This is a genomic window from Pleurocapsa sp. PCC 7319, from assembly GCF_000332195.1.
GTDB lineage: Bacteria > Cyanobacteriota > Cyanobacteriia > Cyanobacteriales > Xenococcaceae > Waterburya.
Genome location: NZ_KB235922.1, coordinates 5594929 through 5621179, shown reverse-complemented (window position 1 = coordinate 5621179; position 26251 = coordinate 5594929). Strand labels below are relative to the sequence as shown.

Annotated in this window: 18 protein-coding genes; 5 read left to right on the top strand and 13 right to left on the bottom strand. The window is 38.3% G+C overall.

What is annotated here, in order from left to right; translation table 11 throughout:
* Window positions 1-50 precede the first annotated feature (50 nt).
* The 3 genes from PLEUR7319_RS37150 to PLEUR7319_RS0129525 all read left to right on the top strand — a co-directional run bounded on the left by PLEUR7319_RS37150 (window position 51) and on the right by PLEUR7319_RS0129525 (window position 7245).
* Window positions 51-2183: an OmpA family protein gene (locus tag PLEUR7319_RS37150; protein WP_019508841.1), complete on the top strand. Its 2133-nt coding sequence runs from the start codon at window positions 51-53 to the stop codon at window positions 2181-2183.
* 13 nt (window positions 2184-2196) lie between these two features.
* On the top strand, window positions 2197-4236 hold the full coding sequence (locus tag PLEUR7319_RS0129530; protein ID WP_019508840.1) for a DUF11 domain-containing protein: 2040 nt from the start codon (window positions 2197-2199) through the stop codon (window positions 4234-4236).
* A 177-nt stretch (window positions 4237-4413) separates the two neighbouring features.
* A complete protein-coding gene (locus PLEUR7319_RS0129525) occupies window positions 4414-7245 on the top strand; it encodes a lamin tail domain-containing protein (protein ID WP_019508839.1) in 2832 nt (943 codons plus the stop codon).
* Window positions 7246-7908: 663 nt separating this feature from the next.
* On the opposite strand, the gene PLEUR7319_RS0129520 is transcribed toward PLEUR7319_RS0129525, so the two are convergent.
* Complete coding sequence (locus PLEUR7319_RS0129520; protein ID WP_019508838.1) at window positions 7909-9324, bottom strand: amidase; 1416 nt, start codon at window positions 9322-9324, stop codon at window positions 7909-7911.
* Between the two features lie 11 nt (window positions 9325-9335).
* Entirely contained in the window at window positions 9336-10436 is a 1101-nt protein-coding gene (locus tag PLEUR7319_RS0129515; protein ID WP_019508837.1) for a sn-glycerol-3-phosphate ABC transporter ATP-binding protein UgpC, read from the bottom strand.
* 156 nt (window positions 10437-10592) lie between these two features.
* On the opposite strand from PLEUR7319_RS0129515, the gene PLEUR7319_RS0129510 reads away from it, so the two are divergent.
* Complete coding sequence (locus PLEUR7319_RS0129510) at window positions 10593-11993, top strand: serine/threonine-protein kinase (RefSeq protein ID WP_019508836.1); 1401 nt, start codon at window positions 10593-10595, stop codon at window positions 11991-11993.
* 5 nt (window positions 11994-11998) lie between these two features.
* Here the strand turns inward: PLEUR7319_RS0129510 and PLEUR7319_RS0129505 are convergent, their stop codons facing one another.
* The gene (locus tag PLEUR7319_RS0129505; protein ID WP_019508835.1) at window positions 11999-12679 is read right to left on the bottom strand and encodes a hypothetical protein; all 681 of its coding nucleotides are present in this window, start codon (window positions 12677-12679) and stop codon (window positions 11999-12001) included.
* Window positions 12680-12888: 209 nt separating this feature from the next.
* On the opposite strand from PLEUR7319_RS0129505, the gene PLEUR7319_RS0129500 reads away from it, so the two are divergent.
* Complete coding sequence (locus tag PLEUR7319_RS0129500) at window positions 12889-14295, top strand: ABC transporter substrate-binding protein (protein WP_019508834.1); 1407 nt, start codon at window positions 12889-12891, stop codon at window positions 14293-14295.
* 140 nt (window positions 14296-14435) lie between these two features.
* Here the strand turns inward: PLEUR7319_RS0129500 and PLEUR7319_RS0129495 are convergent, their stop codons facing one another.
* The 10 genes from PLEUR7319_RS0129495 to PLEUR7319_RS0129450 all read right to left on the bottom strand — a co-directional run bounded on the left by PLEUR7319_RS0129495 (window position 14436) and on the right by PLEUR7319_RS0129450 (window position 26086).
* On the bottom strand, window positions 14436-14780 hold the full coding sequence (locus tag PLEUR7319_RS0129495) for an STAS domain-containing protein (RefSeq protein ID WP_026102865.1): 345 nt from the start codon (window positions 14778-14780) through the stop codon (window positions 14436-14438).
* Window positions 14781-14936: 156 nt separating this feature from the next.
* Window positions 14937-15539, bottom strand: coding sequence for a DUF6272 family protein (locus PLEUR7319_RS0129490; protein WP_019508832.1), 603 nt, complete (start codon window positions 15537-15539; stop codon window positions 14937-14939).
* A 50-nt stretch (window positions 15540-15589) separates the two neighbouring features.
* Window positions 15590-17344 carry a SpoIIE family protein phosphatase gene (locus PLEUR7319_RS0129485; RefSeq protein ID WP_019508831.1) on the bottom strand — a complete coding sequence of 585 codons (1755 nt, stop codon included), beginning with the start codon at window positions 17342-17344 and terminating at the stop codon, window positions 15590-15592.
* A gap of 87 nt (window positions 17345-17431) precedes the next feature.
* The gene (locus PLEUR7319_RS0129480) at window positions 17432-17800 is read right to left on the bottom strand and encodes a response regulator (protein WP_019508830.1); all 369 of its coding nucleotides are present in this window, start codon (window positions 17798-17800) and stop codon (window positions 17432-17434) included.
* A gap of 64 nt (window positions 17801-17864) precedes the next feature.
* Window positions 17865-20075: a response regulator gene (locus tag PLEUR7319_RS0129475; RefSeq protein WP_019508829.1), complete on the bottom strand. Its 2211-nt coding sequence runs from the start codon at window positions 20073-20075 to the stop codon at window positions 17865-17867.
* Window positions 20076-20142: 67 nt separating this feature from the next.
* Window positions 20143-20343: a hypothetical protein gene (locus PLEUR7319_RS0129470; RefSeq protein ID WP_019508828.1), complete on the bottom strand. Its 201-nt coding sequence runs from the start codon at window positions 20341-20343 to the stop codon at window positions 20143-20145.
* Between the two features lie 58 nt (window positions 20344-20401).
* Window positions 20402-23215, bottom strand: coding sequence for a hybrid sensor histidine kinase/response regulator (locus PLEUR7319_RS0129465; RefSeq protein ID WP_019508827.1), 2814 nt, complete (start codon window positions 23213-23215; stop codon window positions 20402-20404).
* Window positions 23216-23427: 212 nt separating this feature from the next.
* Window positions 23428-24030 carry a hypothetical protein gene (locus PLEUR7319_RS0129460; protein WP_019508826.1) on the bottom strand — a complete coding sequence of 201 codons (603 nt, stop codon included), beginning with the start codon at window positions 24028-24030 and terminating at the stop codon, window positions 23428-23430.
* Window positions 24031-24100: 70 nt separating this feature from the next.
* Complete coding sequence (locus tag PLEUR7319_RS0129455; RefSeq protein WP_019508825.1) at window positions 24101-25114, bottom strand: fatty acid desaturase; 1014 nt, start codon at window positions 25112-25114, stop codon at window positions 24101-24103.
* Between the two features lie 42 nt (window positions 25115-25156).
* Window positions 25157-26086, bottom strand: coding sequence for a hypothetical protein (locus PLEUR7319_RS0129450; RefSeq protein ID WP_019508824.1), 930 nt, complete (start codon window positions 26084-26086; stop codon window positions 25157-25159).
* Between the last annotated feature and the right edge of the window lie 165 nt (window positions 26087-26251).

The window sequence follows — 26251 nt, the reverse complement described above, 5'->3', positions numbered from 1 at the left end:
GTAAATCTAGACACTATTATTCATTACTTATTACTCATTACTTATTCAAAATGACAATTAACAGCGACATACAAAATTCAATATCCAAAGTCCTGTTAACTGCTTTAACTATAAGTGGTGTAATTGCTTTTAAGGCAGAGAACGCCCAAGCTCAATCTGAGTTTCAATCTTATAGAGTCTTGGTGAATAGCGATCGCGATGGCGAGATTGAGGCTGATCGAGAATTAACCCTCAGAGAAGCTATTGCGATTGTCAATAACACTTTATCCTGGTCAGAATTAAGTCCCGCAGAACAAAAACAAGTCACTGCTATCAATCAGCCAGAGGCATCTCGTATTGAATTCGATTTACCTGCACCGGTCAAAATCGAACTATTAGAGACTTTACCACCACTATTCAGTCCTGGATTGGTTATTGATGGTAGTACTCACCCTGATTACGACCCCAATTACAACGCTACAGTAGAGATTCCGATTCCGATTCCCGTAGTTACTCTAACAGCAGCAGAAGGCAAAAATGTTTTTCGTGGTCTAACAATTGCAGGCGATCGCATAAAAGTAAAAGGCTTAAGTATCTATGGTTTTAGTCAGCCCAGTAGTCGTACCGATACTACTCCAGGGGCAGACATTGTAGTTGGTTCTCGTTTGCCCATTCAATCTGATCTATTACCTTATGTTCCCGACCATTCTCCCCAAGATGTAGAGATTATTGATAACTGGCTAGGGTTGCCTCCCGATGAAAGTCTCAATAAAATCCCCTCCAGCTTTGGTGTGTGGGTATTTGATGGGGTAAATACCACAATTCAGCGTAACCGTATCTACCATCATGGCGGTAGCGGCATCCTTACTTCCGTTAATGCTCAAAAAACTCAAATTATCGAAAATATTATTGTCGGTAATGGCTTGAGAGGGATGCCTCATGCCATCTATTTAGAGGGATTAATTAAAGATAGTTTGATTGCTGATAACTTGATTTGTGGTAACGATGGCAGCGGTGTTTATCTATTTAAACCGAGAGGTCAAATTACTATCAATAACAACACAATTAAATTTAATGGTCGCAGAGTCCCCAGTGCAGCAGTTTATCTCATTGGTAACGAGCATCAAGTAACCAATAATAAAATTAGTTGGCAAACAGGAACGGGTGTAACCATTGCTGCTTACCCTCAAAGCGATCGCAATTTAATTACTAATAATTCTTTTTCTAATTTAGAAGGTTTGAGTATTGACCTTAATACCCGAGATCGAGTTAGAAATCCATTTTTTAAATTAGGCGATGGCGTTAACCCACCTCGTAATTCTCGCAATCGTAAGCGGGATACTGCAAATAGGGCTATCAATGCACCTCTCTTTTTGAGTCAAGACTTTTTTCTAATTGATGGCAAAGTAAATATTGATGGTATTGCCGATCCTGGTTCTAAAGTAACTCTTTATCGAGTTAATTTAGGTATTCCCAAAGATATTAAGAAGCGAAGTCCTCTCGCTAGCCAGAGTAAAAATTATGGTCCCTTAAGTGAACCCTTAACCGAAACGATCGCCGATAAAAATGGCAGATTTGGCTTTACTCTGGATAATCTTGCGCCAGGCACTATTATTAGTGCGATCGCGACTAAATCAGATTATGGTACATCAGAACCAGCTCATAATGCCGTCATTCGTTCTTTAGATGGCTCGACACCAACCATTGAGCGAACCTTAACCATACCTCAATGTACGACTAAACCTGTTGCCGAGATAAGTGAGCCACCTGTCAAACTTGACGTTCCTCAGGCTGTCAAGTTATCTGTACCGAACAATATTCATTTTGCCTTAGATAAGTCTACGATTTCTCCTGCTAGTGCCGCGGTGTTAGATCTGGTTGCTGCTGCATTAAAAGAATATCCCGTCCTCACTATTGAATTACAAGGACATACCGATTCCCGTGCCAGCAACCAATACAACTTGGCTTTGAGTCGCCGCAGGGCGATCGCCAGTCGAGACTATCTTTTACAGCAAGGAGTTCAAGCAGAAAGAATGACTATTCTTCCTTTAGGTGAATCTCAGTTGAAAAAACCAAGGAATACTACTCTCGACCACGCCTATAACCGTCGAGTAGAAATCATTTTCCACGATCTGCGTGGCGTAGACATCATTTTTGAAGAACAAGATAGAGATTTACAAATTGAACGAACGATATCAAGATAAGTTGAAATATAAGATGAAAACGATATCTAAACTAGAATTGAATCCACAAAAACTTGATTTGATCCGAAAGTTGCCATCTTGCTGGTTATCAATTAGTTTAACAGTTCTAGCTACTTTATTATCCTCGTTACCTGCATACGGGGAAGGTTCATTTCAAATTGGTTTGAACCAACCAATGTATGAATACAATGGCAGTAGCACTCTAATTTTACCGATTAATCGACCTCAATACGTAGATATTGTGCAGGCTGGAGAAGTAATTAATATATCACTCTGTGGAGATTCTGATACTGATCCAGTTCAAGTAGAAATTTATAATTCTTTAGGGTTCGAGGTATTTGATACTGGTATAGTTGCGTCTAATCTTTCCTGTAGCGACCCTTTAAATGCACCATTAAATAATCCATTTCGTTACGTTACTACTGCTGATGATACATATGAAATTCGCTTATTCAATAGAAGTGGAACTTTTATTAATCGCTTCGATATTACCGTAACCTCAGATGATGTTACCAACCCTGACCCAACTGAAGCACAAGGTAGACTTTACGCTGAAAGTTGGGCTTTTAATGCTAATGGTTATGGTCTCGATGAATCGGCGGATACTAACTACTATACTCTGGTGCCTGGTGGGAGACAAGGAGAAAACTTCGTTTGGCTATTAGATTTGAATAATTTTGCTGGTTTTGTCTACGAAATAGTAGCTAATCCTATAGGAGTTGACGCGCCTAATTCTGGACTAAGTACCCCTACAGGAGGGAATAATATAACTCCAGAATATCCCATTTATCTGAGCTATCCAGTAATTACAGGACCACGTCCAACAATCCCCCCCAATGTTGCGGGCTTTAGCTTTATTGATGATCAAGGCATAGATAACTCTATTTCTCCTGGGGGAACTACTGGAGTTCAAGATTCAGGTACATTTCAGTTTACTACAGATATTGACGGAACTTATGCTATCACCATTGATACCAATCAAGATGGAATTTATGGAGTTGGAGATACTCAATTATTGGGTCTAGCAACTCCTGGAGCTAATTCTGTTTTTTGGGATGGAAGAGATAATCAGGGACAAGTGCTACCCGAAGGAACTTATGACGCTCAACTTCAAGTGAGACTGGGAGAATATCACTTCATAGCCGCGGATGTAGAAACTAGTGGTGGCGGAACAAATAATGGCTTAACAATTTTTGAGGCTTTCTCAAATATTTCAAGTTCTGATACTTTGGTCTTTTGGGATGATTCGACTCTGTTGGCTGGTACCACTACTCTGCCTAATGGAGCTTTATCTTCTACGCCTCAAGGCAAACATACTTGGGGAAATTTTACGGCTGGAGGGTTTGGTAATAATAGATTTATCGATACCTATGTTTATGGTGATATTACCATTGCCACCAGCCAGGTAATTATCGAGATTACTGATACACCTCAAGCTACTACTCCTAATTTATTGCTTGTCAAGAGAATTACAGCGATTAACCCTGGACAGCCAGATGAGATTCAATTTAATGATTTTGTTGATGATTCTAGCGCAGATGACAACGATCCTAATTGGCCAGATTCTGATGATACTCCTAATAATGTAAATACCTATTTGCGCGGTGCAATCAATGGTGGACAAGTAAAACCTGGAGATGAAGTTGAATATACTATTTACTTTCTCTCTAATGGTGATGGTGATGCAGAAAACGTCAGTATTTGTGACGTTATCCCAGACAATACAACTTTTGTACAAAATAGCTATGATTTCGAGTTTGGTATCGCATTAGCCTTAGATGAGACAAATTTACCGACTACTCCCAATCAAACTTTCTCCAATTTGGTTGGAGATGATCAAGGCAATTTCTATGAAGCAGGTACTAATCCTCCAAATGGCTTATGCAAAAAAGTCGATTCTGGTAATCCTCCCAGTTTAATTGATGTTAATGGAGCTAATAATATTAACGGTGCGGTTGTTGTCGATTTAGGAAGTTCTTTGCCAACAGCTAATGAACCTGAAAATCCCTTTAGTTATTATGGATTTATTCGTTTTCGGGTGCAAGTTCAGTGAGAAATAATTTTTCTGCAATTCCAGTTAAAGAATTTTTAAGTCATTTTTCTGAGGTGATTTTTGACAGATAGAGATAAATTTGCTGATAACGAACATCAAAATAAAAGCAAACATCATTTTTGAGGAGCAGAATGATGATTTATAGCTAGTACAGTAATTTTGCAGGAATAATAGACTATGGTTTTAGACAAAAATTCCACCAATTATTTACTGGCTTTTTTGATTGGAACTATTACTTTATTTTTAACTTCGGTTAAAGCCAAATCTGTTTCTGCTGAGCACGTAGAATCTTATTGCGAAAGTATTGGCGGTACAATAAACACGGCAAACTTGTTTACAGAGGCAGACGGCGGAACTTTTGGGGAAGGAACTGCGGCAGATCAAACTTTTGAATTATCACCATCTAATTTGACTACATATATTTATGATCCCGATTATCCTCCTCAGGATGGAGAATATACTGTTTCAACTCAGACTACTGTTGAAGGATTTGGTAGTTGGCATCCTTTTTCTGGACACACTACAGGTACTGCCACTGATCGTTTTTTGGTTATTAATGCCAACAATCAGATTGTAGATACAGAAATGATTCAAAGCAGTGTAATATCGGGATTAACACCTAACACCAACTACACATTTACAGCGTATGTTTTAAATACAGTGGAGGATGATCCAAGTGGTCATATCGATCCCAATGTTTCTTTTGGTATTGATTTAACAGGAATTGATGATGATGATGATGGAACGATAGATGAGGATCAGGAAATCGAAGTTCGCTTTAGTTCGGGTGATATTCCCGAATCAACAGAGCCTACTTGGAATCAATTTGCATTCTTATTTAATACTGGTTCTGCAACTTCTGCTCGTTTCGTTATTCGCAATAATAAACTAGGTGGATTTGGTAACGATCTCGCCATAGATGATGTCGCTCTAGAAGGATGTGATTTGCCTTCAGTAGGTAATCTCGAAGGAACTCTATATTACGATAGCAATAGTAATGACAATTTTGATTCAGGGGAAGCAGGATTATCTGCTGGTTTAACAGTTCGTTTAATCGATACTCAAGGAACAGCGGATACAAACGATGATGTTATCGTCTCGCGACAAGCTAATTCGGATGGTGCGTATAGCTTTCTCAATATTCCGGCTAGTAGTAACTATCAAGTTCTCGTACCCAATGATGACGGTTTGGGTAATCCCATTGGCACCACTAATCCTCTGACTGGAATATCTGTTACTGGTGGTTCAACCACAAGTGATCAAAATTTTGGCTACGATTCCCTGGGTAGTTTGACTAAAGTATTCGATCCAGATACTATCGTTCCCACTGAAGTTTCTACTCTTACCTTTAACATAACTAACATAGCTGGTAATCCCGCGAGAAGTGATATTAACTTTACCGACGAATTTCCCACAAATGTCATCATTGCAGACAATGATATTGAGAACACTTGCAATGGTACTCTTACGAACTCTTCAGGGACAACAATTGACATAAATGATGATATCGATGATACGGGAATTACCTTAACCGGAGGTTCATTAGCTTCAGGCGAGACTAATTGCCAGATTATCGTAAAAGTAACTTCAAACCGAGATGTTGCCTCTACTACTACTTACACGAATGATAGCAGCAACATAAGTAACGAAAATAATATCAATGCCGAAAACCTTGATGACGATCTGATAGTCAATCCTTTTCCCGTTTCCCCATTAGCAGGAAATTTAATTATCAACGAAGTCCTATATGCTCAGACAAGAAATGGGGCGAGTGGCAACGATGAATTTATCGAACTGTTTAATGCTTCAAATGGAACGATCAATCTTAGTGGCTTAAAACTCTTTGATGGAAATTTATTAGCCACAGGAAATCCTAATGCAGACGATGAAAATTTTGCTGGTAGCGATAAATTCTATACTTTTGGCAATGGTATTACTGAATCTGGTAATTTGAGTCTCGAACCAGGGCAATATGCGGTTGTTTGGATTGGTAGTCAAAGCAATTCAGTAAATAATGCTACTGGAGCTACTTTTCAAGCTTGGTTAAATGTAGATCCTAAACTTAACAATAATGGAGACGATGTTTGGCTTTATGATGCCAACACAGAGCTGATCGATTATATCGCTTATGGTCGAAACACCAGCAGTAGTACAGCAATTAATGCTAGACCTGATTCGGAACCCGGTTTATGGAGTCAGTGGGATAATACCTATGAAGATAAATTAGATAAACGCGGTAGCACTTCTATTACTGGACAGTCTATAAGTCTGACTCCTAATGGTATTGATGGTAATACCAGTGCTTGTTGGGAAAAAACGACTATTGATGAAAGTGATCCTGATAGTGCTAGTGTTCGTTGCGCTAACTTCTTGGAAACTATTGACAGTGATACGTCGATAATTAATTCAACTGAAAGAACCACTAGTGTTGGTACTAACAACAATGGCAACCCTAATTTAATCCTCGTCAAACGTATTACTAACCTTGTGCCCAACCCCAATAGCATCGATTTCACTACTGTAGTTGATGACGGCGATCCTGATAGTGAGGATGACAACCCTAATTGGGAGAACAACTTTTTGCAAGGACAAATCAACGTTTCCGATGCGCAACCAGGTGACGAAGTAGAATATACAATTTATTTTTTATCTAACGGCACTGGAGAAGTTAGTAATGTCAAAATTTGTGATGTAGTTCCAGACAATATGAGCTTTGTCGAAAATAATTTTGGTAATGATATAGGTATTAGTTTATTTTTCGATGGCACGACTGAAGACTTATCCAATATTGCTAATGACGATCAAGGGCAATTTTACAGTCCCAATACCGAGCCACCAACATTCTGCCAAAAAATAGACTCTAGTACAGGCAACCTAGTTTCAGTAGATAGTAATAATAATACTGGGGCGGTAGTGGTAGAACTGGATAATCCTCTACCATCTGCCACTGGTTCGGGAACACCATCGGACTCTTATGGGTATATTCGTTTTCGAGTTCAAGTTCAGTAAACTTGAATTCGGAATTCTTAGTTCGGAGTTCGAAATTTAGATGAACGGTTTGATTTAAAACTAAAGCTATAGGAATAACAGTTTTTTAGATTCCCATAGCTCCCTGCCAAGGATGTCCAAATTCTAGCAAATATTATACTAGCCATTAAGCATTAGCCATTAGCCATTAGCCATTAGCCATTAGCCATTAGCCATTAGCTATTAAGCATTAGCCATTAGCCATTAGCCATTAGCCATTAGCCATTAGCCATTAGCCATTAGCCATTAGCCATTAGCCATTAGCCATTAGCCATTAGCTATTAAGCATTAGCCATTAGCCATTAGCCATTAGCCATTAGCCATTAGCCATTAGCCATTAGCCATTAGCCATTAGCCATTAGCCATTAGCCATTAGCCATTAGCCATTAGCCATTAGCCATTAGCCATTAGCCATTAGCCATTAGCCATTAGCCATTAGCCATTAGCCATTAGCCATTAGCCATTAGCCATTAGCCATTAGCCATTAGCCATTAGCCATTAGCCATTAGCCATTAGCCATTAGCCATTAGCCATTAGCCATTAGCCATTAGCCATTAGCCATTAGCCATTAGCCATTAGCCATTAGCCATTAGCCATTAGCCATTAGCCATTAGCCATTAGCCATTAGCCATCACCTAAAATACTTTAAGCAAATTTCTCTGGACGCATTAGACTCCAAGGTTGAGCTTGTTCTAGTTGAAATGCCAAACTAATGATTGTTGCCTCGTCGTTGGGTTTGCCAACTAGTTGTACTCCCAAAGGGACATTATTATTATCAAATCCCGCAGGAATGTTTACCACAGGTTGACCTGTAACGTTAAAGGGTGGACAAGGAAAAATCCAATTAACAATATTTTGAAAAGTATCTTCTGGGCTTAAATCTGCCCACTCACCAATCTTGATGGCTGGGTGCATATAGGTTGGTGCGACTAAGACATCAAGTTGAGTAAACAAACTCACTAACCGCCTGGCAAATAATTGCATTTGAGTCACCGCTTGTAGATATTCTCCAGCAGTACCAGATTGAGTATTTACCCACTGATTCATCGGGCTTAATGCCTCTAAAGGAATTCCTGAAGAGGCAACTGCTGTCGCCCAAACGGTAGTAAAAGGTTTAATTAAAGAAGTTAGATCGATTTCCTGAGGAATAATTGTATGGCTTAAAGCTTCCAATTGTTTGACTATAGTAGCTACACTTTGTTGATATTCTGGTGTAGGTTTACCCAGAGGTAATAAAGAAGTAATAAAGCCAATCTTTAAAGGGGGCAATGTCTGTTGAGTAGCCTCAACAAAAGGAATTTCTGGATTAGGTAGCCAATAAGGATCGCCTGTTATGTAGCCAGCAGTAACATCTAAAAACGCCGCAGCATCGGCGACAGTACGAGCTAAAACACCATGAGTTCCTAGTCCACTTATGCGATCGCCTACAGGAGCCATGGAAATTCTGCCCCGACTTGGTTTAATTCCTACCAAATTGCAACAAGCTGCAGGACCTCTAATTGAGCCACCGCCATCTCCTCCCAGAGCAATAGGACATAAGCCAGCAGCAACCGCAGCAGAAGAACCACCACTAGAGCCACCAGGTGTATAGTCTCGATTCCAAGGATTACGAGTCGGTGCAAAACCCTCTGGTTCTGTATAGGGGAAAGAACCTAGTTGAGCAGCTGCCGTCTTACCCAAAATAATAAACCCTGCCTGCTTTATTTTAGTTACTACTCCTTCATCAAAAGTGGCAATTTGCTCTTTGAGTGCTGGTACACCATAGGATATTGGCATATCAGCGACAGATTTAAGATCTTTAATCCCGATGGGTACACCAAAAAATGGCGGCAGCTTCCTAGTGTCTGACGTTTGAGCTAGCTGCTCAGTTTTTTGTTGAGCATCGGCGATCGCACTTTCATGGGCGACATGATAAAAACAACCCAACTGAGAATCATATTTTTCGATTCGCGATAAATATAATTGAGTCAACTCTAAGGGAGTAATTTGGCGATCGCGAATTAATTTTGCTTGTTCTAGTGCTGGGGTGAAGGCTAAATCAAGATGGTTTTTGGAAGACATAGAGAAAATTGTTAATTGTTAATTAAGAGGCCACTATTCGGCTCAAAGATAAATAGTTGTTCTAAATCGAATTTTACGGAGATGCGATCGCCTTGTTTGCCCTGCCAGTTAGCATCTGCTAGCAAATTAAGTTCTAAATTAGTTTCTGGAATCATTGCTTTAATTAAAGTTTCTCTGCCTAACGGCTCCACAACATTTACTTCCAATTTCAGCGAGTCTTGGTCATTACTAGTTAACTCAGAATGATTTAGAGTGATATGTTCGGGACGAATGCCAAGGTCAAATCGTTGTCCCTGGGAAGGGTTTATTTGCTGCCTAAGAGCAGACTTTAAGGATATAGATTGCTGATGACCAATGATTAAACAATCACTATCGTAGATTACAGGCAAGATATTCATCGGTGGATTGCCTAAAAAACTAGCCACCATTCTATTGGCAGGATGAGCGTATACAGTTTGAGGACTGCCTATTTGCTGTATTTTGCCATCTTTTAGTACCACCACCTGATCTGCTAAAGTCATCGCTTCTACTTGATTGTGGGTAACGTAAATTGTTGTAATACCAATGTTTTGGTGTAACTGCTTTAGTTCGGCTCTGGTGTCGTCCCGTAGTTGAACATCTAGATTGGATAAAGGTTCATCTAGTAAAAATACTTGAGGTTGACGGGCGATCGCTCGTCCCAAGGCTACTCGCTGCTGTTGTCCCCCAGATAGCTGTTTGGGCTTGCGTTTCAATAAATGTTCAATATCTAGAGAGCGGGCTACTGTCTGAATTCTTGTGGCGATCGCTTGAGGGGATTCTCGACGCATTTTTAAGCCGAAAGCGAGGTTTTCAGCTACGGTCATGTGGGGATAGAGAGCATAATTCTGAAATACCATCGCCACATCTCGCTGTCGTGCAGGTATATTATTAACTAATTGCTCGCCAATATAAAGTTTGCCTTTGGTAATTGATTCTAAGCCAGCGATTGTCCTCAAAATTGTTGATTTACCACAACCTGAGGGACCTACTAATACCCAAAAAGCATGATCAGGAACTTCAAAGGTAATATCTTCAATTGCCGTAACATTGCCAAATTGACGAGTAATTCCTTGTAGACTGACGTTTGCCATAAATAAAGTAGTGAGAAGTTCACTGATTTTTACCATCTCAAAGATTATACGTAATTAAAGTAAATTGTATTTATATCCTTAAACTTATTCTTCGTTGTTGATTATTTAAAACCGTTGCTACAATATGCTTATTTTCTGGAAGTATAAGAGCTAGGTATGTCTAGAACTTCGGCTACTTTGCGCGATGGAATCATCCTCAATAACCGTTACCGAATTGTCAAACAGGTTGGTAGAGGAGGCTTTGGCAGAGCTTATTTAGCTGAAGATACACATCGTTACCGAGAATTATGTGTCCTCAAGGAATTTGCTCCCCAAGTAGAAAGCGATCGCGAATTACGCCAAGCAGAAGATTTATTTGAACGGGAAGCAGGAATTCTCTATAAACTTCAGCATAAACAAATTCCTAAATTTGAGGCTCTCTTACAAACTCGGGTTGATGGAAAGCGATCGCTGTTTCTGGTTCAAGAATATATTGAAGGGGAAAGTTATTGGGAATTACTTAAACGAAAGGGTCAATTAACTGAAACTGAAGTTACGAATATGATGTGGGATATTCTTCCTGTATTAGATTATATTCATGACTCTCAGTTAATTCATCGTGATATCTCCCCCGATAATTTAATTCGTCGGGAAGTAGACGGCAAAACTGTGTTAATTGATTTTGGCTGTGTCAAGTTAGCCGCTAACGCTGTGTCAAAATCAACCGGACAGTCGCTTACTTTGATTGGCAAAAAAGGTTACTCTCCAGATGAACAACTACGTCGTGGTCAAGCTTTTCCCTGTAGCGATCTGTATTCATTAGCAGCTACGGCAGTAGTTTTGTTAACTGGCAAACAGCCCGAGGATTTATACGACAGTCATCAAGGGAAATGGAACTGGGAATCAGAGCTTAAAGTCAGTTCTTCACTCAAAAAAATCTTAAATAAAATGCTGGCTTATCGACCTTGCGATCGCTATCAATCGGCGGACAAAGTTCACCAGCAGTTGAGTAAAGAAAACAATTCTCGGGTTAATAGTTTTATCTCTCGTGTACGTACTTTAATAGTTGCACCAGGGAACCTAGAAAACACGACATCTCCTACTAGTTTTGCCTCTCAAATCCATAGCCATATTTCCCGTATATCTACTAAAGCTATGACTATTACCCACCAGGTTACTCATATTCCCACTCGGGAAGAGCTGAAAAAAATTAAGACCTGGCATTGGGGATTAATTACTGCGGGAGTAATTTTTATTCCTGGTTTAATTAGTTTTGCGGTGATCAAAACCAAAATTCCTCAGGATGGTAATTCTAACTCCGATACTAGCGTATCCAATACTTCTCTTAGTCAAAGTGAACAAACATTACAACAGGAAATATACCAGCAAATTCAAGCTTTAAACCTTGATGCTGGAGCTTTTTATAGACAAGTAGACACTATTTTTCACCAGCAATATCCAGAATTAGAAGGTGTACAGCTAACCGACAAAAATAAACATCGAAGCTATCGCCAAATCTGGTATGAAATTGCTACTAATTTATTAGCTAAATATGAAAAAAAAGAAAGTAAATATTGATAATACTAAGATTGCTTTTTACTAATTTTAGTTAAAGACTTTTGATCAAATAGTTGCCACCATTCTTGCAATTCACTGTCTTCAATATTATTGCCCTCAATTTGCACAAAAAATCGGTTGTTAACTAGCAAGTTTAAAGTTCCTTGCTTACTAGAGTAAGAATATTCTTCTCTTCCTGGAATATTACCTATTTTAATCCCCTTATTATAGCCTTCAGTTGATTCTTGACTAAATTCTGTAGTTAATAAAAAAGGTACGTACAAAGCAGAATTAAAAGCCCAATCAAATATACTAACGGTCATTTTTTTATCCCCTCGAGAATATCTTTGATTAACTTGGGTAATACTATAGTTACCAAAAGAATTTGTTTCCCCTTTGGGTTTATCTGCTTGCCAACCTTTTGGTGCTTGAGGTAAATACTTAAGTAGTTCTTTAAAAGTAATTGGTTCTACAGGTTCTTTGTTGGCTATTTCTTGCTGAATATTACTAGCGTTTTCACCTAACTTAACTACTTTTTGAATAGCTGATAAAGGGTCTTTATTAATATCAACCCCTTCTTCTACTTCAGAAGTTGATGACTTTAGGTTTTCATTCGCACCACAGCCAGACACTAGTATCAGAACAGCGATACCTCCCAAAGTAGGTTTAAGAATCGTCAAATATAAATTGTAAATAATAGTTTTCATAACTTAGTAAAAAAAAACAATAGATTTGTTTTTAGTGAATATTTTTACTTAGGCTCAATTACTTGGGCTAAATATACATACCAAAACTGTATCTAATATAACAATTCTCCCTGAGATACAATCATAAGTGAATTAGAAAACTTGAATTTGTCAAGGCTAAAGTGGATTAGTAGGATCGTACAAAGTTATCAAAATTAGCTTAAAAAAAGATGAACCAGAAAAGAGAAACCACAGTATTGTTATTGTCGTTACTGATAACTATAGGTGCAATAGCAGGTGGTTTATGGTGGTTGACTACCAAGACAAATAATTCCTTGAATTCATCTACTTCTAATTTAGATAACACTGCTAAAACATCAACCAATTTAACGCCAGAACAAATTAGTACGGGAAACAACATTTTAATTAGTCAAAATATTACTCCCGAAAAACAACTTGCTACCAAGGCACTCGCCCAGGGTAATGAGCCTGAAGCAGTATTGCTACTGGAAAAATCTTTAAGCAAACAACCTAACGATCCTGAAGCTCTCATTTATTTGAATAATGCTCGTATTGGAGATGTTAGATCCCATAGTATTGCTGTCCCTGTACCAATTGGCACCGAGATGACAACAGCTCAGGAAATACTTAGAGGTGTTGCTCAAGCTCAGAATGAAATCAATCAGCAAGGAGGGATTAACGGTGAACCTCTCAAAGTTTTTTTAGCTGATGATAATAATAATCCTGAAGTTGCCAAAAAAATCGCTCATAAGTTAGTTGCTCATCGGGATATTTTAGGTGTTGTTGGACATTTTTCTAGTGGTGTGACTTTAGCTACAGCACCTATTTATCAAGAAAATGGCTTGGTTGCTATTTCTGCCACTAGCACTTCTATCTCTCTGTCTGACGCGGGAAACTATATCTTTCGTACTGTTCCAAGCGATCGCTTTACTAGTAGTGTTTTGGCAAAATATTTTTTGGAAAAACTTAATCAGCGTCAAGCTGCGGTGATTTATAATTCCCAAAGCGATTATAGTAATTCCCTTAAAAATACCTTTACCACTGACATTTTGAGTAATGGAGGATTAATCGCCACGGAAGTCGACTTATCTCAAAGTAATTTTAATCCTGCCGATATAATTCAGAAAGCACGTAGTCAAGGTGCAGAAGCCTTAATTTTCTTGAATGACTCAACAACTGCAAATAAGGCTTATTTGCTGATGCAAGTTAATAATCGTCAGTTGCCTATGTTAGGTGGAGATAGTATGTATAAACCCCAGACATTACAGGTGGTGGGTCAGAATGCTGTGGATTTGGTGTTGAGTGTACCTTGGCATATCTTAGGAAATACTAGCTCTAATTTTCCTACCGCAGCACGTCGTCTTTGGGGAGGAGATGTTAACTGGCGTACAGCAATGGCTTATGATGCTACAAAATCCTTGATTGCGGGAATTACTAATGATCCTACTCGTCAGGGTATACAACAGACTTTATCTGATGCCAACTTTTCTTTCGAAGGTGCATCCGGCACGGTTAAATTTTTGGCTTCAGGCGATCGCAGTCAGTCGGTACAACTAGTTACAGTGAAACCGGGAAATCGTTCTCCCTTTGGTTATGATTTTGTTCCAGTCAAGTAACTATCTGACTACTACTCTAACAAGTTTGAATTGAAGGGTAAATCTTTTGACTCCGAATAAACCTATAACCTATAACCTATAATTCCGAATTCCGAATTCCGAACTTTTTTACCATCAATCATTTCAAAATTGGCAGACTACTACTCTAACTCTAGCTTTAAAGAAGGCATTAACCTCTGCAAATTCTTCAGAGATTTTCCTTGCCAAGGATTTTTCTGCGCTCCAATTACTACCATCTGGATATTTTTGCGCTTGCGAACATTAATCACAAACTTTGAGAGAATACTGATTCCAGAACTATTGAGAAAGCTCAATTCCTTAAGATCTAAAACAATTTTCTCAGGTTCTTGTTGAGCAACATGATTCAATAATTCAGAAATAGAAGCATATTCGGCAGTTCCGTTTAAACGCAGAGAACCATCAAAAACAATATTGTGAGATGTCTCATCATATATGACGTTGTAGTTTTCAGTTTTTATTTCCATTTTCATTCTAAAAAACAAATATTCGGACTAATCAACTCAATCATTCATTTATGACTTCAGATTACAGACATCAAGAAAAAAGTAATCATTCATAAGTTATCTTAGCCTTGAAAAGATTATTTATCCAAAATTATTTAGCCCCTAAAAGAATAAGAGTTAAATTGCTAGTTGAACCATTGTCGTCACCGCTATTTCCGTAGAATTTTGAGGAAAAGATTCAAATTTCCAACCTAGTTTGGCCCCATAATCATAAAGCATAGTTAATAATCCCAAACCAGATTCTTGATCCTCCTCATCTAAAGCATTTTTTTCCAGCTGAGAAATATATAATTCTCCGGGATCTGAATTAAGTAAAGTTTCTATCTGAGCCTGAAACTCTTTTGTTCGCTGGGGATGAATACTGTTTGTTAGCTGAAAAATAATTAGGTCGGGATTTAAGTGAATTTGAATACTAATTGGAAAGGGAGACATCTCCACGCCATATTTCATCGCATTTTCCAATAGCTCATTAGCAATGTAGCTGACCGCACTTTTAACCTCTGCCTGCTTTCCCGCATCTGCTTGCTGAAGGTCATCACTCAGAAAAAAGGTACTCAGATAATCAGCCAAAAAATCTGCCGATAAACAATTATTGCGCCATCTTTTTCGTAGGGGAATTGAGCCAGGAGAAAAACTCAGTATTAAATATTCTTGGCTCGGAGGTAAATTTTGAATAAAGTCGCCTAATATTTGATTAACAGCGATTTTACTAGTATTCATATAAATGCTTAGTGTATGGATTCAATCTAATTTTTAGTTTTGGCTCAATACTATTTTTGTTTTAGTACTACCAATGTAATGTCGTCGTATACTTTTTCTACACCAATATGCGATCGCAAATCTTGAATAACTGCAAGTCGAATATTCTGGGCTGACTGCTGCCAGTTTTGTTGCACAATGCGGCATAATTGCTCTAGTCCATAATGTTCACCCAGATGGTTTTCTGCTTCTGTAATCCCATCGGTATAGAGGATGACTACGTCATCTTGATTTAAATGAATTTGTGCTTGAAAGACAAAATCTTCGATAGTTTCTTCTAACCCAATCGGAAATCCTAAATCAATTGTGTCTACTCTTTCTATTGTTCCCCCAGAACGAACCACAACCATTTCTTCATGTTGACCACTTAAACTAAGAACACCTTCGTGATAATCAACTAAACATAGAGAAAGGTTTTTATCCGAATCCATGCGTTGAACGTTCTTGTAAATGGTACGATTAAGTACCTCAAAAAACTTTTTAGGATCGGTCTCATTGTTCTCCATGAGAGTACGAACGGCGGTCTGTACCATTAGCATCAAGACACCACTTTCTAAACCATGACCTGTTACATCTCCTATACCGATAGTTATCCGCCCATGGTGCTGCAAAACATCGTAGTAATCGCCCCCAACTTCATCGGCAGGTTCCATAAATCCAGCAATTTCTAGACCTTCGATTTCACTTAGCTCTTTTTCTTTGGGCAACAGCATCATCTGTAGACGCTGAGTAATCTCTAACTCTGTACTGAGGCGCATATTTTCGGCTTGTAAACCATTATTAAGCTGACTGATCTCCTCATTGGCAATAGCAAGCTGTTCCAAATAAGATGATTCTTGATCTCTGAGCCTTTTTTGTTCTAAACAAGCTCCCAATCTAGCTTTTAACAATGTCGGGTTGAAGGGTTTAGCTAAGTAATCTGCTGCTCCCAGTTCGATACACTTAACCACACTATCAATTTCATCGAGAGCCGAGATCATGATCGTGGGAATATGTCGCCAAGAGCCAGAACGAATCCACTTTAAGACTTGATAACCATTAATTTCTGGCATAATGATATCCAACAGGATTAGATCATAATTTCCGGTTTGAATCATTTCTATGGCTTGTCTGCCATTTGCTGCTGTGACGGCTTGATAACCTTGTGCTTCAACCTGACGATAAAGTAAATCCCGATTGGTAGGGTTATCATCTACGATCAAAATAGTATAGTCACTAGTTTCTAGAGATTGGTCAAGGTTCGCAGCTATAAGACTGCCTGTATCAATGATGATGTCGATTTCTGATGATTGAGTTGTGGTTCCCTTGGGAAAACTATCGAGAGAAATACTATTTTCTGACTGAGGTGAAATTTCCAGTAAATCATCAATTTCTTGTAGAAGCTTATTCGCAGCAGTGTTAATCTTGTTTAAATCGGTAATAAAATCTGCCTCAATCAGCGGAATTAGCTCCTGACAGTGATTAATCACTACTTTAGTTGGTTGTTGCAATTTGACTTTTAAGTCTGGATTAGCCAGAATTTTTGACAGATTTAGCTGACTATGAGGTAGTGCTGGCGGATTTAAAAAAGTATTAATTGAAGCCAGTAATTGAACACCACATTCTCGGATTTGCTCCAGCTCATTTAAATACTCTACTTGATGCTCTGTCTCTTCCAGTTCTTCGAGGATCATTTCACTATAGCCAATAATGGCATTGATCGGCGTACGCAGTTCATGGCGTAGATGAGCAAGTAAAGATATTTGAGATTGGCTATCTGTGGTCATTGAGATTAAGTGTGCGATGAGGACTAAGTTAATATTGTGCAATTACCATAACTGCTATGTCTTATTGATACGGTAAAATTTATCAGTCTAGGTTGCTGCGACAAAAGACTGAATTTTGATTAATAATCTAGATAGTTCGATCGGTTTGGTGTCGTAATCATCACAACCAGCAGCTAGAGCCTTTTCGCGATCGCCAGACATCGCATGAGCTGTCAGGGCAATAATCGGAATAGATCCAGTAGCAGGGGCTGCTTTAATATTTTTAGTAGCCTCCCAACCATCCATTACAGGTAAGCTCATATCCATCAAAATTAAATCCGGTACTTCTGAACTGGCCATCTCTACTCCATCAGCCCCATTTACCGCAATAACGACTTCGTATCCGCGACGTTTTAACCTTCGAGAAAGCATATCTCGATTCATTTCGTTATCTTCAACTAATAAGATTTTGGGCATGGTTTTGAAAAAATAAAACTGGCTATGACACTAGATAATTATTGAGATGCAGATATTGATGCATCTATGCAGAAACGGTAGTAGAAATTGACTGACTGATTTCGGGATTTTTCTGGCGAGCAATTGCTTCGTTAAGTAAATGATTTACTTCGTTAAATAGTACTGAGCGTTGATAGGAGCCTTTCTCAAAAATTTTGCTAACTCCTCCATTTAACATTTGACGTTCTTCGGTAGTAATACTTTTCGCTGTTAAAATAATCACCGGAATAGAACGCCATTTTTCATGTTGCCGTAGTTTATAAACCAATTCAAAACCATCCATTTCTGGCATCATCAGATCAGACAGAATAATTCCCGGAGAATGATTACTTAGTTTAAGCAATGCTTCTCGTCCGTTTTCTGCTTCGATAACCCGCCAATCTTCTTTCCTCAACTGGCGACACAACATTTCTCGAACACCAGGATCATCTTCTACGACTAAAATAGAATCAGAATTGGAGACTGGCTTAAATTTATCGAGGATGCTTTCTAATTGTTTATTGTTAACTGGTTTAAGTAAATATTCCGCAGCTCCCAGAGCATAACCTAGATTTTGATCATCGATCATACTCATCATGACTACGGGAATGTCTGCCGTCTGGGGATTAGCTTTGAGGGCTGTTAATACCGACCAGCCATCCATCCCAGGCATCATGACATCAAGAGTAATAGCTTCAGGTTGGAGTTGTTTGGCTAAACTAATTCCCTCTGCGCCACTGATGGCTGTTTTGACCTCAAATCCTTTTTTGCCTAAAAAGCGTTTCAGTAAATCGTGAATTGTGGGATCATCATCGATAACCAAAATAGTATTTTTGCGATGGGAATCATCACTAGACTGAGATTGTAGGTCTTCTAAAGATTGATTTGATAATTGTGATTGTGTAGTTGGGTCTACTACCTGAACTGGAAGACGAATTGTGAAGGTTGAACCCTCTCCTGATTCACTAACAACGCTAATATCCCCTCCCATCATTAGACAAAACTTTTTCGTAATTGCCAAACCCAAACCCGTGCCGCCATATTTACGGGTAGTAGAAGCATCAGCCTGGGTAAAAGCCTGAAATAGCTTACTAATTTGTTCGGGACTCATCCCAATTCCTGTATCAGCGACCTTAAAGGTTATCCAATCGCTGCTTTCACCAGTAAAAGAGGTAACATCCAGAGTAATCTTGCCATTTTTAGTAAACTTACTGGCATTACTCAGTAGATTGAACAAACTTTGACGCACCTTAGTTAAATCTGCGTGCATCATATCCAGATTTTCTGCCAGATTAAATTCTAAAGTATTATTGTTATTTTCAATTAATGGGCGAATAGTGGATACAGTTTCTTGAATCAGGTTCTTAATATCAAAAGTTTCTAAATAAAGTTCCATCCGACCAGCTTCGATTTTCGAGAGGTCGAGAATATCATTAATTAAATTGAGAAGATGTTTACCTGCACTGTGTATTTTACGTAAATCAGGTATAAAGTCTTCTTGTCCAATATCTTCCGCTTCTTCCATTAGCATCTCGCTATAGCCGATAATGGCATTCATCGGAGTCCTCAATTCATGACTCATATTAGCCAGAAATTGACTTTTAGCCTGATTGGCTTTTTCGGCTTCAGTCATGCTCTTAGCTAATTCTGCCGTACGTTCTCTGACACGAATCTCTAAATCTTTTTTTTGTTCTACCAGTTCTACTTGAGCCTGCCGCAAGGTTTTAAGGGTACGAGAAAGTTTATTGGTACGTTCTTCGACTCTTTTTTCGAGTTCTTGATTCAACTTCAATATAGAGCCTTCGACACGCTCCCGTTGGAGAATTTCTTTTTTGAGCATTCTATTCTGCTCTTCCAAAGTTCGGGCTAAATTACGCAGTTGTAACTGTACCCTAACCCTAGCTAATACCTCTTCTCGCTGAAATGGTTTAGTTATATAGTCAACTGCACCGATCGCAAAACCCTTAACCTTATGTCCAGTATCAGACAAAGCTGTCATGAAAATGACCGGAATATCAAAAGTATCAGGATTGGCTTTAATCTTCTGACAAGTTTGATAACCATCGATGCCAGGCATCATTACATCTAACAGAATTAGCTCGGGCTTATAATACTGTATTTGCTCTAAAGCATTCTCTCCGTCAATTGCTACAGCAACTTGAAACCCCGCTCTAGTCAAGGTTTCGGAGAGAACCTCTAAATTATTATGATTATCGTCCACAATCAAGATACTGTGGGAATTTGCATTTTCAGTCACTTGTAATACCCCGCTAATTTAAAATGTTTTTTACAATATTCAACAATCTCCAGCAACCACCATATTTTTATAAATTGACTTTTTGACGCAAGTGACTGACCAAATCATCGACTGACTTTTGACCATTACGCAAAGATAAATATCCAGTTACTCCGACTACCGCAAAAATTTGGCTCACAAAGGGAATTACAAGAACGCTTCGCAATTGAGCTGTTTTCTGTAGTTCCCGATGTCGTTGAGTTTTGAGCACACTGAGTTTCGATACCATGGAAGTTGATCCAGTGAATGATTTGATAGCTACATTTAGTCAGAGAGACTTTTAATTTTTAAAGGTATTGTTCAATAAAAGACTTAATTTGTCTTAATTTAAATCCCCTAGCTAGTTCCTGAAGTTCCTGCACAAAAGGTACAAATTTGGGGTCTAAATCTTCAATCCGTTCAATCTCTTTGAGTAAATCGTTAATCAAACCCTTGCGACTCAAATCATGAAGTAAGGCTACATCTTCTGCTGAAGGAGGAATAATTTCAACTTCTGGAGCGACTTCGGTTTTCTTGTCAACTGATGTTGTAGTGTGTTGACTAGACTCAGTCTCTTCTTCGTATATCCACTCCAGGTTTAAATGCTTTTGCAAAGACTGCAATAAAACTTCTTTCTGGATTGGTTTGGGGAGGAAATCATTGGCTCCTGCCTGTAAGCTTTTCTGGCGATCACTCTCAAAGACGCTGGCAGAGGATACAATCACAACTAGATCAGAAGCTATCTCAGAAGACTTACGCAGTTCGCCAAGCATTTCATGACCATCCATCACAGGCATGGCTAAATCAGTAATAATCAAATCTGGTTGCCACTCCAGTGCTTTAGTTAAACCCTCTTGACCATTTTCTGCTTCCATCATCTCAAAGCCCAGAGGTTCTAATAAGTTAACTACCACAGAGCTATTTTCCCAACGATCATCAACTACTAAAATCTTGCGTTTAGTACCTTGAAAACCGATAACTTTTCCTTTTAGCCCAGCTAGGCGAGTAGTTTCACTCCATTGTGTAGTTTCTTTTAGCTCTATTTCAAACCAAAAAGTAGTACCTTGATTGAGCTGACTAGTAGCCGACAAATCTCCACCCATCATGCCGACAATTTTTTGGCTGATAGCTAGTCCTAAACCAGTTCCCTCTGCTTGTTTTTTGACACTTCCTACCTGCTCAAAGGGTAAAAATATTTTTTCGATATCTTCGGGGTTCATACCAATTCCACTATCTTCCACTTCAAAACGAATACGATGGACTGTAGATTCTGAAAAACTAGTTGATTGATTTTGGACTCCTAGCTTAACCGCTCCTTTTTCCGTAAACTTAATTGCGTTACTTAATAAGTTCATTAAGACTTGACGCAACATTTTTTCATCAGCCTCGACTCCCATTGGTAAGCGAGAATCTGGTTCATAAATGAAATCAATCCCCTTTTGCTCAGCTTTAATCTTACAAATTTCCACAACTCCTTGAACAAAGGAAGGAAGATGCAACTCTACGGGATGCAGTTCCATTTTGCGAGCTTCAATTTTGGAAAGATCGAGGATATCATTAATCAAAGTCAGCAAATGTGTGCCACATTGATTGATAATATCAACTCCTTTTTTTTCTTTGCCCTCAATAGATCGAGATTGCTTGAGAATCTGAGCATAGCCCAAAATACCATTGAGGGGAGTTCTTAACTCATGACTCATATTTGCCAGGAATTCGCTTTTTGCTTGGTTAGCAGAATCAGCCATTTCCTTGGCATCTTGTAGCTCATTGGTCCTTTCTTGGACACGATTTTCTAGTTCAGCATTGGTTTCAGCTAAGGCAGTAAATGAGGAGCGCAACTGTCCCGCCATACGGTTAAATGATTGAGCCAGGACACTTAATTCATCGACTTTAAACTCTTCATCTACTTTTTGATCTAGTTCACCATTGGCGATCGACTCTGAAGCCTGATTTAATTGAAGAACAGGTTTAGTAATCCAACGAGAAGTATAGAAACCAGAAGCGATCGCCACTCCTAAAGCCAAGAGACACAACATAATTGTGGAGCGAGTATTGGCGTTAATCTGCGCCATAAAATCTGATTCAGGTACAGCTACAACTACTAGCCAATCTAAACCTAATTCATCTTGCCAAGGCGTTACCTGGAGAAATTGACGTTCTCCGTCAAGTTTAAAATCTAGTTGTTTAGCAGACTTAATATTATGTAAATCACCAAAGTATTGAACTAAGTTTTGAGATGCAGCTTTAATTAGAGAATCTTGACTGTCTATAGCTTTGATACGTTGAGGTTTATCATCATCAACTATGAAAGGCTGTTCATCTGTAGAAGTACCAATGAGAAAACCATTTCTTTCCAAAATAAAAGTTTTGCCAGATGGACTAATTTCTTCGCCTCTTAAAAAATCGCTAATTTGAGATAATCTTTGTTCTACTGCAATCACTCCATGTAACTGACCGTTGTCTTTATAAATAGGACGGCTTACAGCCACAGACAATGCGTAAGGAGGAACTTCCCAATTGTAGACAGGACTCCAAACAGTTTTTCCTCGTTTTACTGCCTCGGCATACCAACCTTCTTTCTTCATGGGAAATTCTCCCCAATCCTGAAGAATTTCTGTGCGTTGTCCTTCGCTATCCGTACCCCAGTTTAATAGATGAGCATTACCATTTTTTTCTTGATTAACTTCATCAATGGTTATCAAATCTCCTTCATAATTAAATCCTGCTGAGGCAAGATTTCCTGAATCAAAACCATAAAGAATATAAGGAATTTTAAACGCTTGGAGTTGTCGCCAAAAAAAGTGACCTAATTTCTCTGTATCTTCCATATCAAGAAATCCTTGGTCAATAGCATCCCAATTATTTTGTACCACCATATGAGGTACTGCCATATAACTATCTAGGTGCAAATCAATACGTCCACTTACTTCGTTACGTAACTTACTAGCTAAATCATTTACTGCCTTTTGTCCATTGCGTAAAGATAAATACCCTGTTAAACCAACGGCTGCAAAAATTTGCGCTACAAATGGAAGCACTAGCATTAAACGTAAAGGTATTTTTTGAGATTGTTTGGTGATAGAAGAATTTTGAGCAGAAGTTTTGTCTGAATAAGAAAGCATAGGGGTTCTATTAATATAAATAGTTTTTTGATTATCGAGCGGTATATGAGATATAAAGTAAGCGATTAAAAATAAATAGATATTTCTATAATTCCCAAATTAACCAAAAAAATAAATATGGGAAGAGAAATATATTCTCTTCCCACAAAACAATATTAATTTAATACCAATTAAATAAGTTTAAATATTAAGCTCAACTATAATAGTTGATACTATATTTTTTTTCTATAAGTGCTGAGAATAAATTGAGTTTTATGACGTGTTAGTAGGAGAACAATCATTGCATTAATGAATAATACATATAAGGGAGTGATAGCAATTTCAAACGACCAATTTGTAACAGCTAATACTGTAAATAATCCACCGACTGTATAAAGTACATACGTAAGTAAATCTTCTGAATCTGGCTCAAAGTAAGATTTTTTCAAAGTCGGTAATGCTGCTAAAATATCAATCAATAGAGGCAAGATAATTGCTATTATGTCATAGCTTAAAATTCGCCATAGTATAAAACTAATACCAGAGGCAATTAAACATCTACGATCAAAACAATTCCATCCACCTTCTCCATGTTTAATTGACAAGATAGCAATACACAATTGTGCGACTACAGCACAAATTAAAGGTAACATTGTGTAATCTGCACCAGCAGCTAGATTTCCTAAGCACAAGACAGAGCCGTTTATTCCCCAAACCCACCATGTTGCACGATTAGGTTTAGTTTTACCTTGTAAAGTAGTAGCAATATAAGGAATAAAACAAAGAACTGTAAATATACTTCCAAGTAAACCGAAAATAAGTTGCAATTGAATCATACTTAGTTCTTTCTAGAAAATAGTAGCCAATAAGAGAAAAATAATCAAAAAATTGCAGATCTCAGATAATTTAGTACAGAGTGATAAAAGAAACATCTACTGCGCCAAAAAATTGCTCGTAGTTACGATTTCCCATTTCACCATTTGTATCTCCTTGTCCTGAAATAAGACGAGATACACGGTAGCGGTGAAAATTAACTAATTGTTGAGATAGAGAGATATAGTTCACGTTTTTATCTTGAGCTAGTTCATTATCTAATTCAGGTATGCTATGCCAAGGGCATTTCATTACTGCATGGTGGGCATTGTGATAACCAAAATTTAATACTAGTAAATTGAGCCAAGGATAACGACGAGATATCAGATTAGAATAAGTATGTAGTTGTTCATGATCGCGATCGCGCTTAGGTAGTTGCGTACCCACAGGAAAAGCCTCGTAGGTATGTTGGAATGCATCTATCCAGCGCAATACTGTAATCATTCCCACATAGGATAAAAAATATAACAATAAAGCTTTAAAAGAAATTATGCCGATTAAAATAAAAGCAGTTAATCTAATTGCCAAAATGCAAGTGATTCGTTGAGTTTGTTCTGGTTTTTGCCAGTTTTTCCAGATTGCTCGCCAACGCGACCAAAAAGAAACGATGGGAAAGTAGCACCATTCCAAGGCAAAAATTATTTTACGGACTGGGGTAGATAATTTCTGGATTGCAGCGGGAATGTCAAAGGTAAAAACATCAACTCTGTCTATATGATGAGCTATATGTTGGAGAGTTAAAGCCTGTAAGCCATAGTAACAACCTCCATTAAGCCACACCATTAGTTGACCGAAGATAACGTTTCGACGACGATCTTTAAAAATCGTACCGTGCATAAATTCATGACTAAGATATGCTGAATAAATGAGGCTATGAGTTAATAAGACAACACCTACAATATTCAGCCAAGTATTAGTCAAAAAGAGTAACGCTATCCCACCTACGTATCCCAAGAAAGTATAGGTAATGGCAATTTCGTTCCAAAACGCTTTTTGCTTACTTACATAGGTGCGAAGATTAACGGATGTAGGGGTAGCAATAGTCACTGTGAAAAGTTCCTCAGTTAAAATGTTAGATTTTAATCAAAGTTAGAAAGATAAACTATCGATTTTCTTAGTTTTTCTAGCTTTAGTACTCCTAGAAGGCGGAATTGAAGATATTGCTTTTTCTTGAGCAAGTTCTAAACATTCACGACGAATCTCTCTGAGTAGGCGTTGTTGCAATTCGACAAAGGCACGGAAACCTGCTTGCGCCCAAATTTTCATTTGTTTTTCGGAAGCGGAACCGTATCTGACAGCCATGTTTAATGCAGATATTGCAAATTCACTATGTTCAACTTCTACACCCGAACCATCATGTCTACTATGAATTAAAACCCATGACCAAGGAGTATAGCGATGATCGTTAATTAAAACGGGTTTTGCTTCTTGTTTGAGGTAGCGGTCAAAACCAATGCCCTTATTCTCATAACGTACTACCATGTCCAGCAAAGCGTATTCGCGATCGCCTAACATTTCAGAAGCCATATGAAATCCCATGGCTTTAATTAGAGCCGCTTCATCATTGATTTTCCCTTCATAGTTTGAGATTACATCCCTCACAATTTCCTGTAACCAACTAGGAATTTTGGCAAATGTATTGCGTTCTTGATCTGTTAACTCAGCATAGTCACCAACGGTTTTAACAGTTAACTGGGCTAATGCTCGATGCACAGGTGTACCATTTGCTCCTTCATCGGCTGCGGCAGACATGACTTGAGCGGCAATATCCATACCCCGATCTGCTTCTTCTTTGACTATCAGTTCAGGATTAGAAAAAGTATAACGGGAAAGCCCAATTGTACTAGCTAATCGAGAGATCATTGCTGAAGCATAGCCATTAAAATGACTATATCTTTGGAAGAATAAATAAAGAGCAACGGGATCTTTGATAGCTAAACGAACAGTAGAGGTAACTGTTCTTTCAATTTGCTCGAAATCAAACAGATCGTGGAAAAAATCTTCAGAAAAAGTTGCCATAGTTATATAACTTTACGATTTAAATATATTTATCTAAGAGTTCATTAGAAAGAAATTTTTTAGTTCTCTTGTTATGGCAATTATCTGTGGAATTTAAAATACCAACTGTGATTTCAAACCAAGATCTCGAAGACTTCGATCATTGACTAAATCAAATAAATGAGA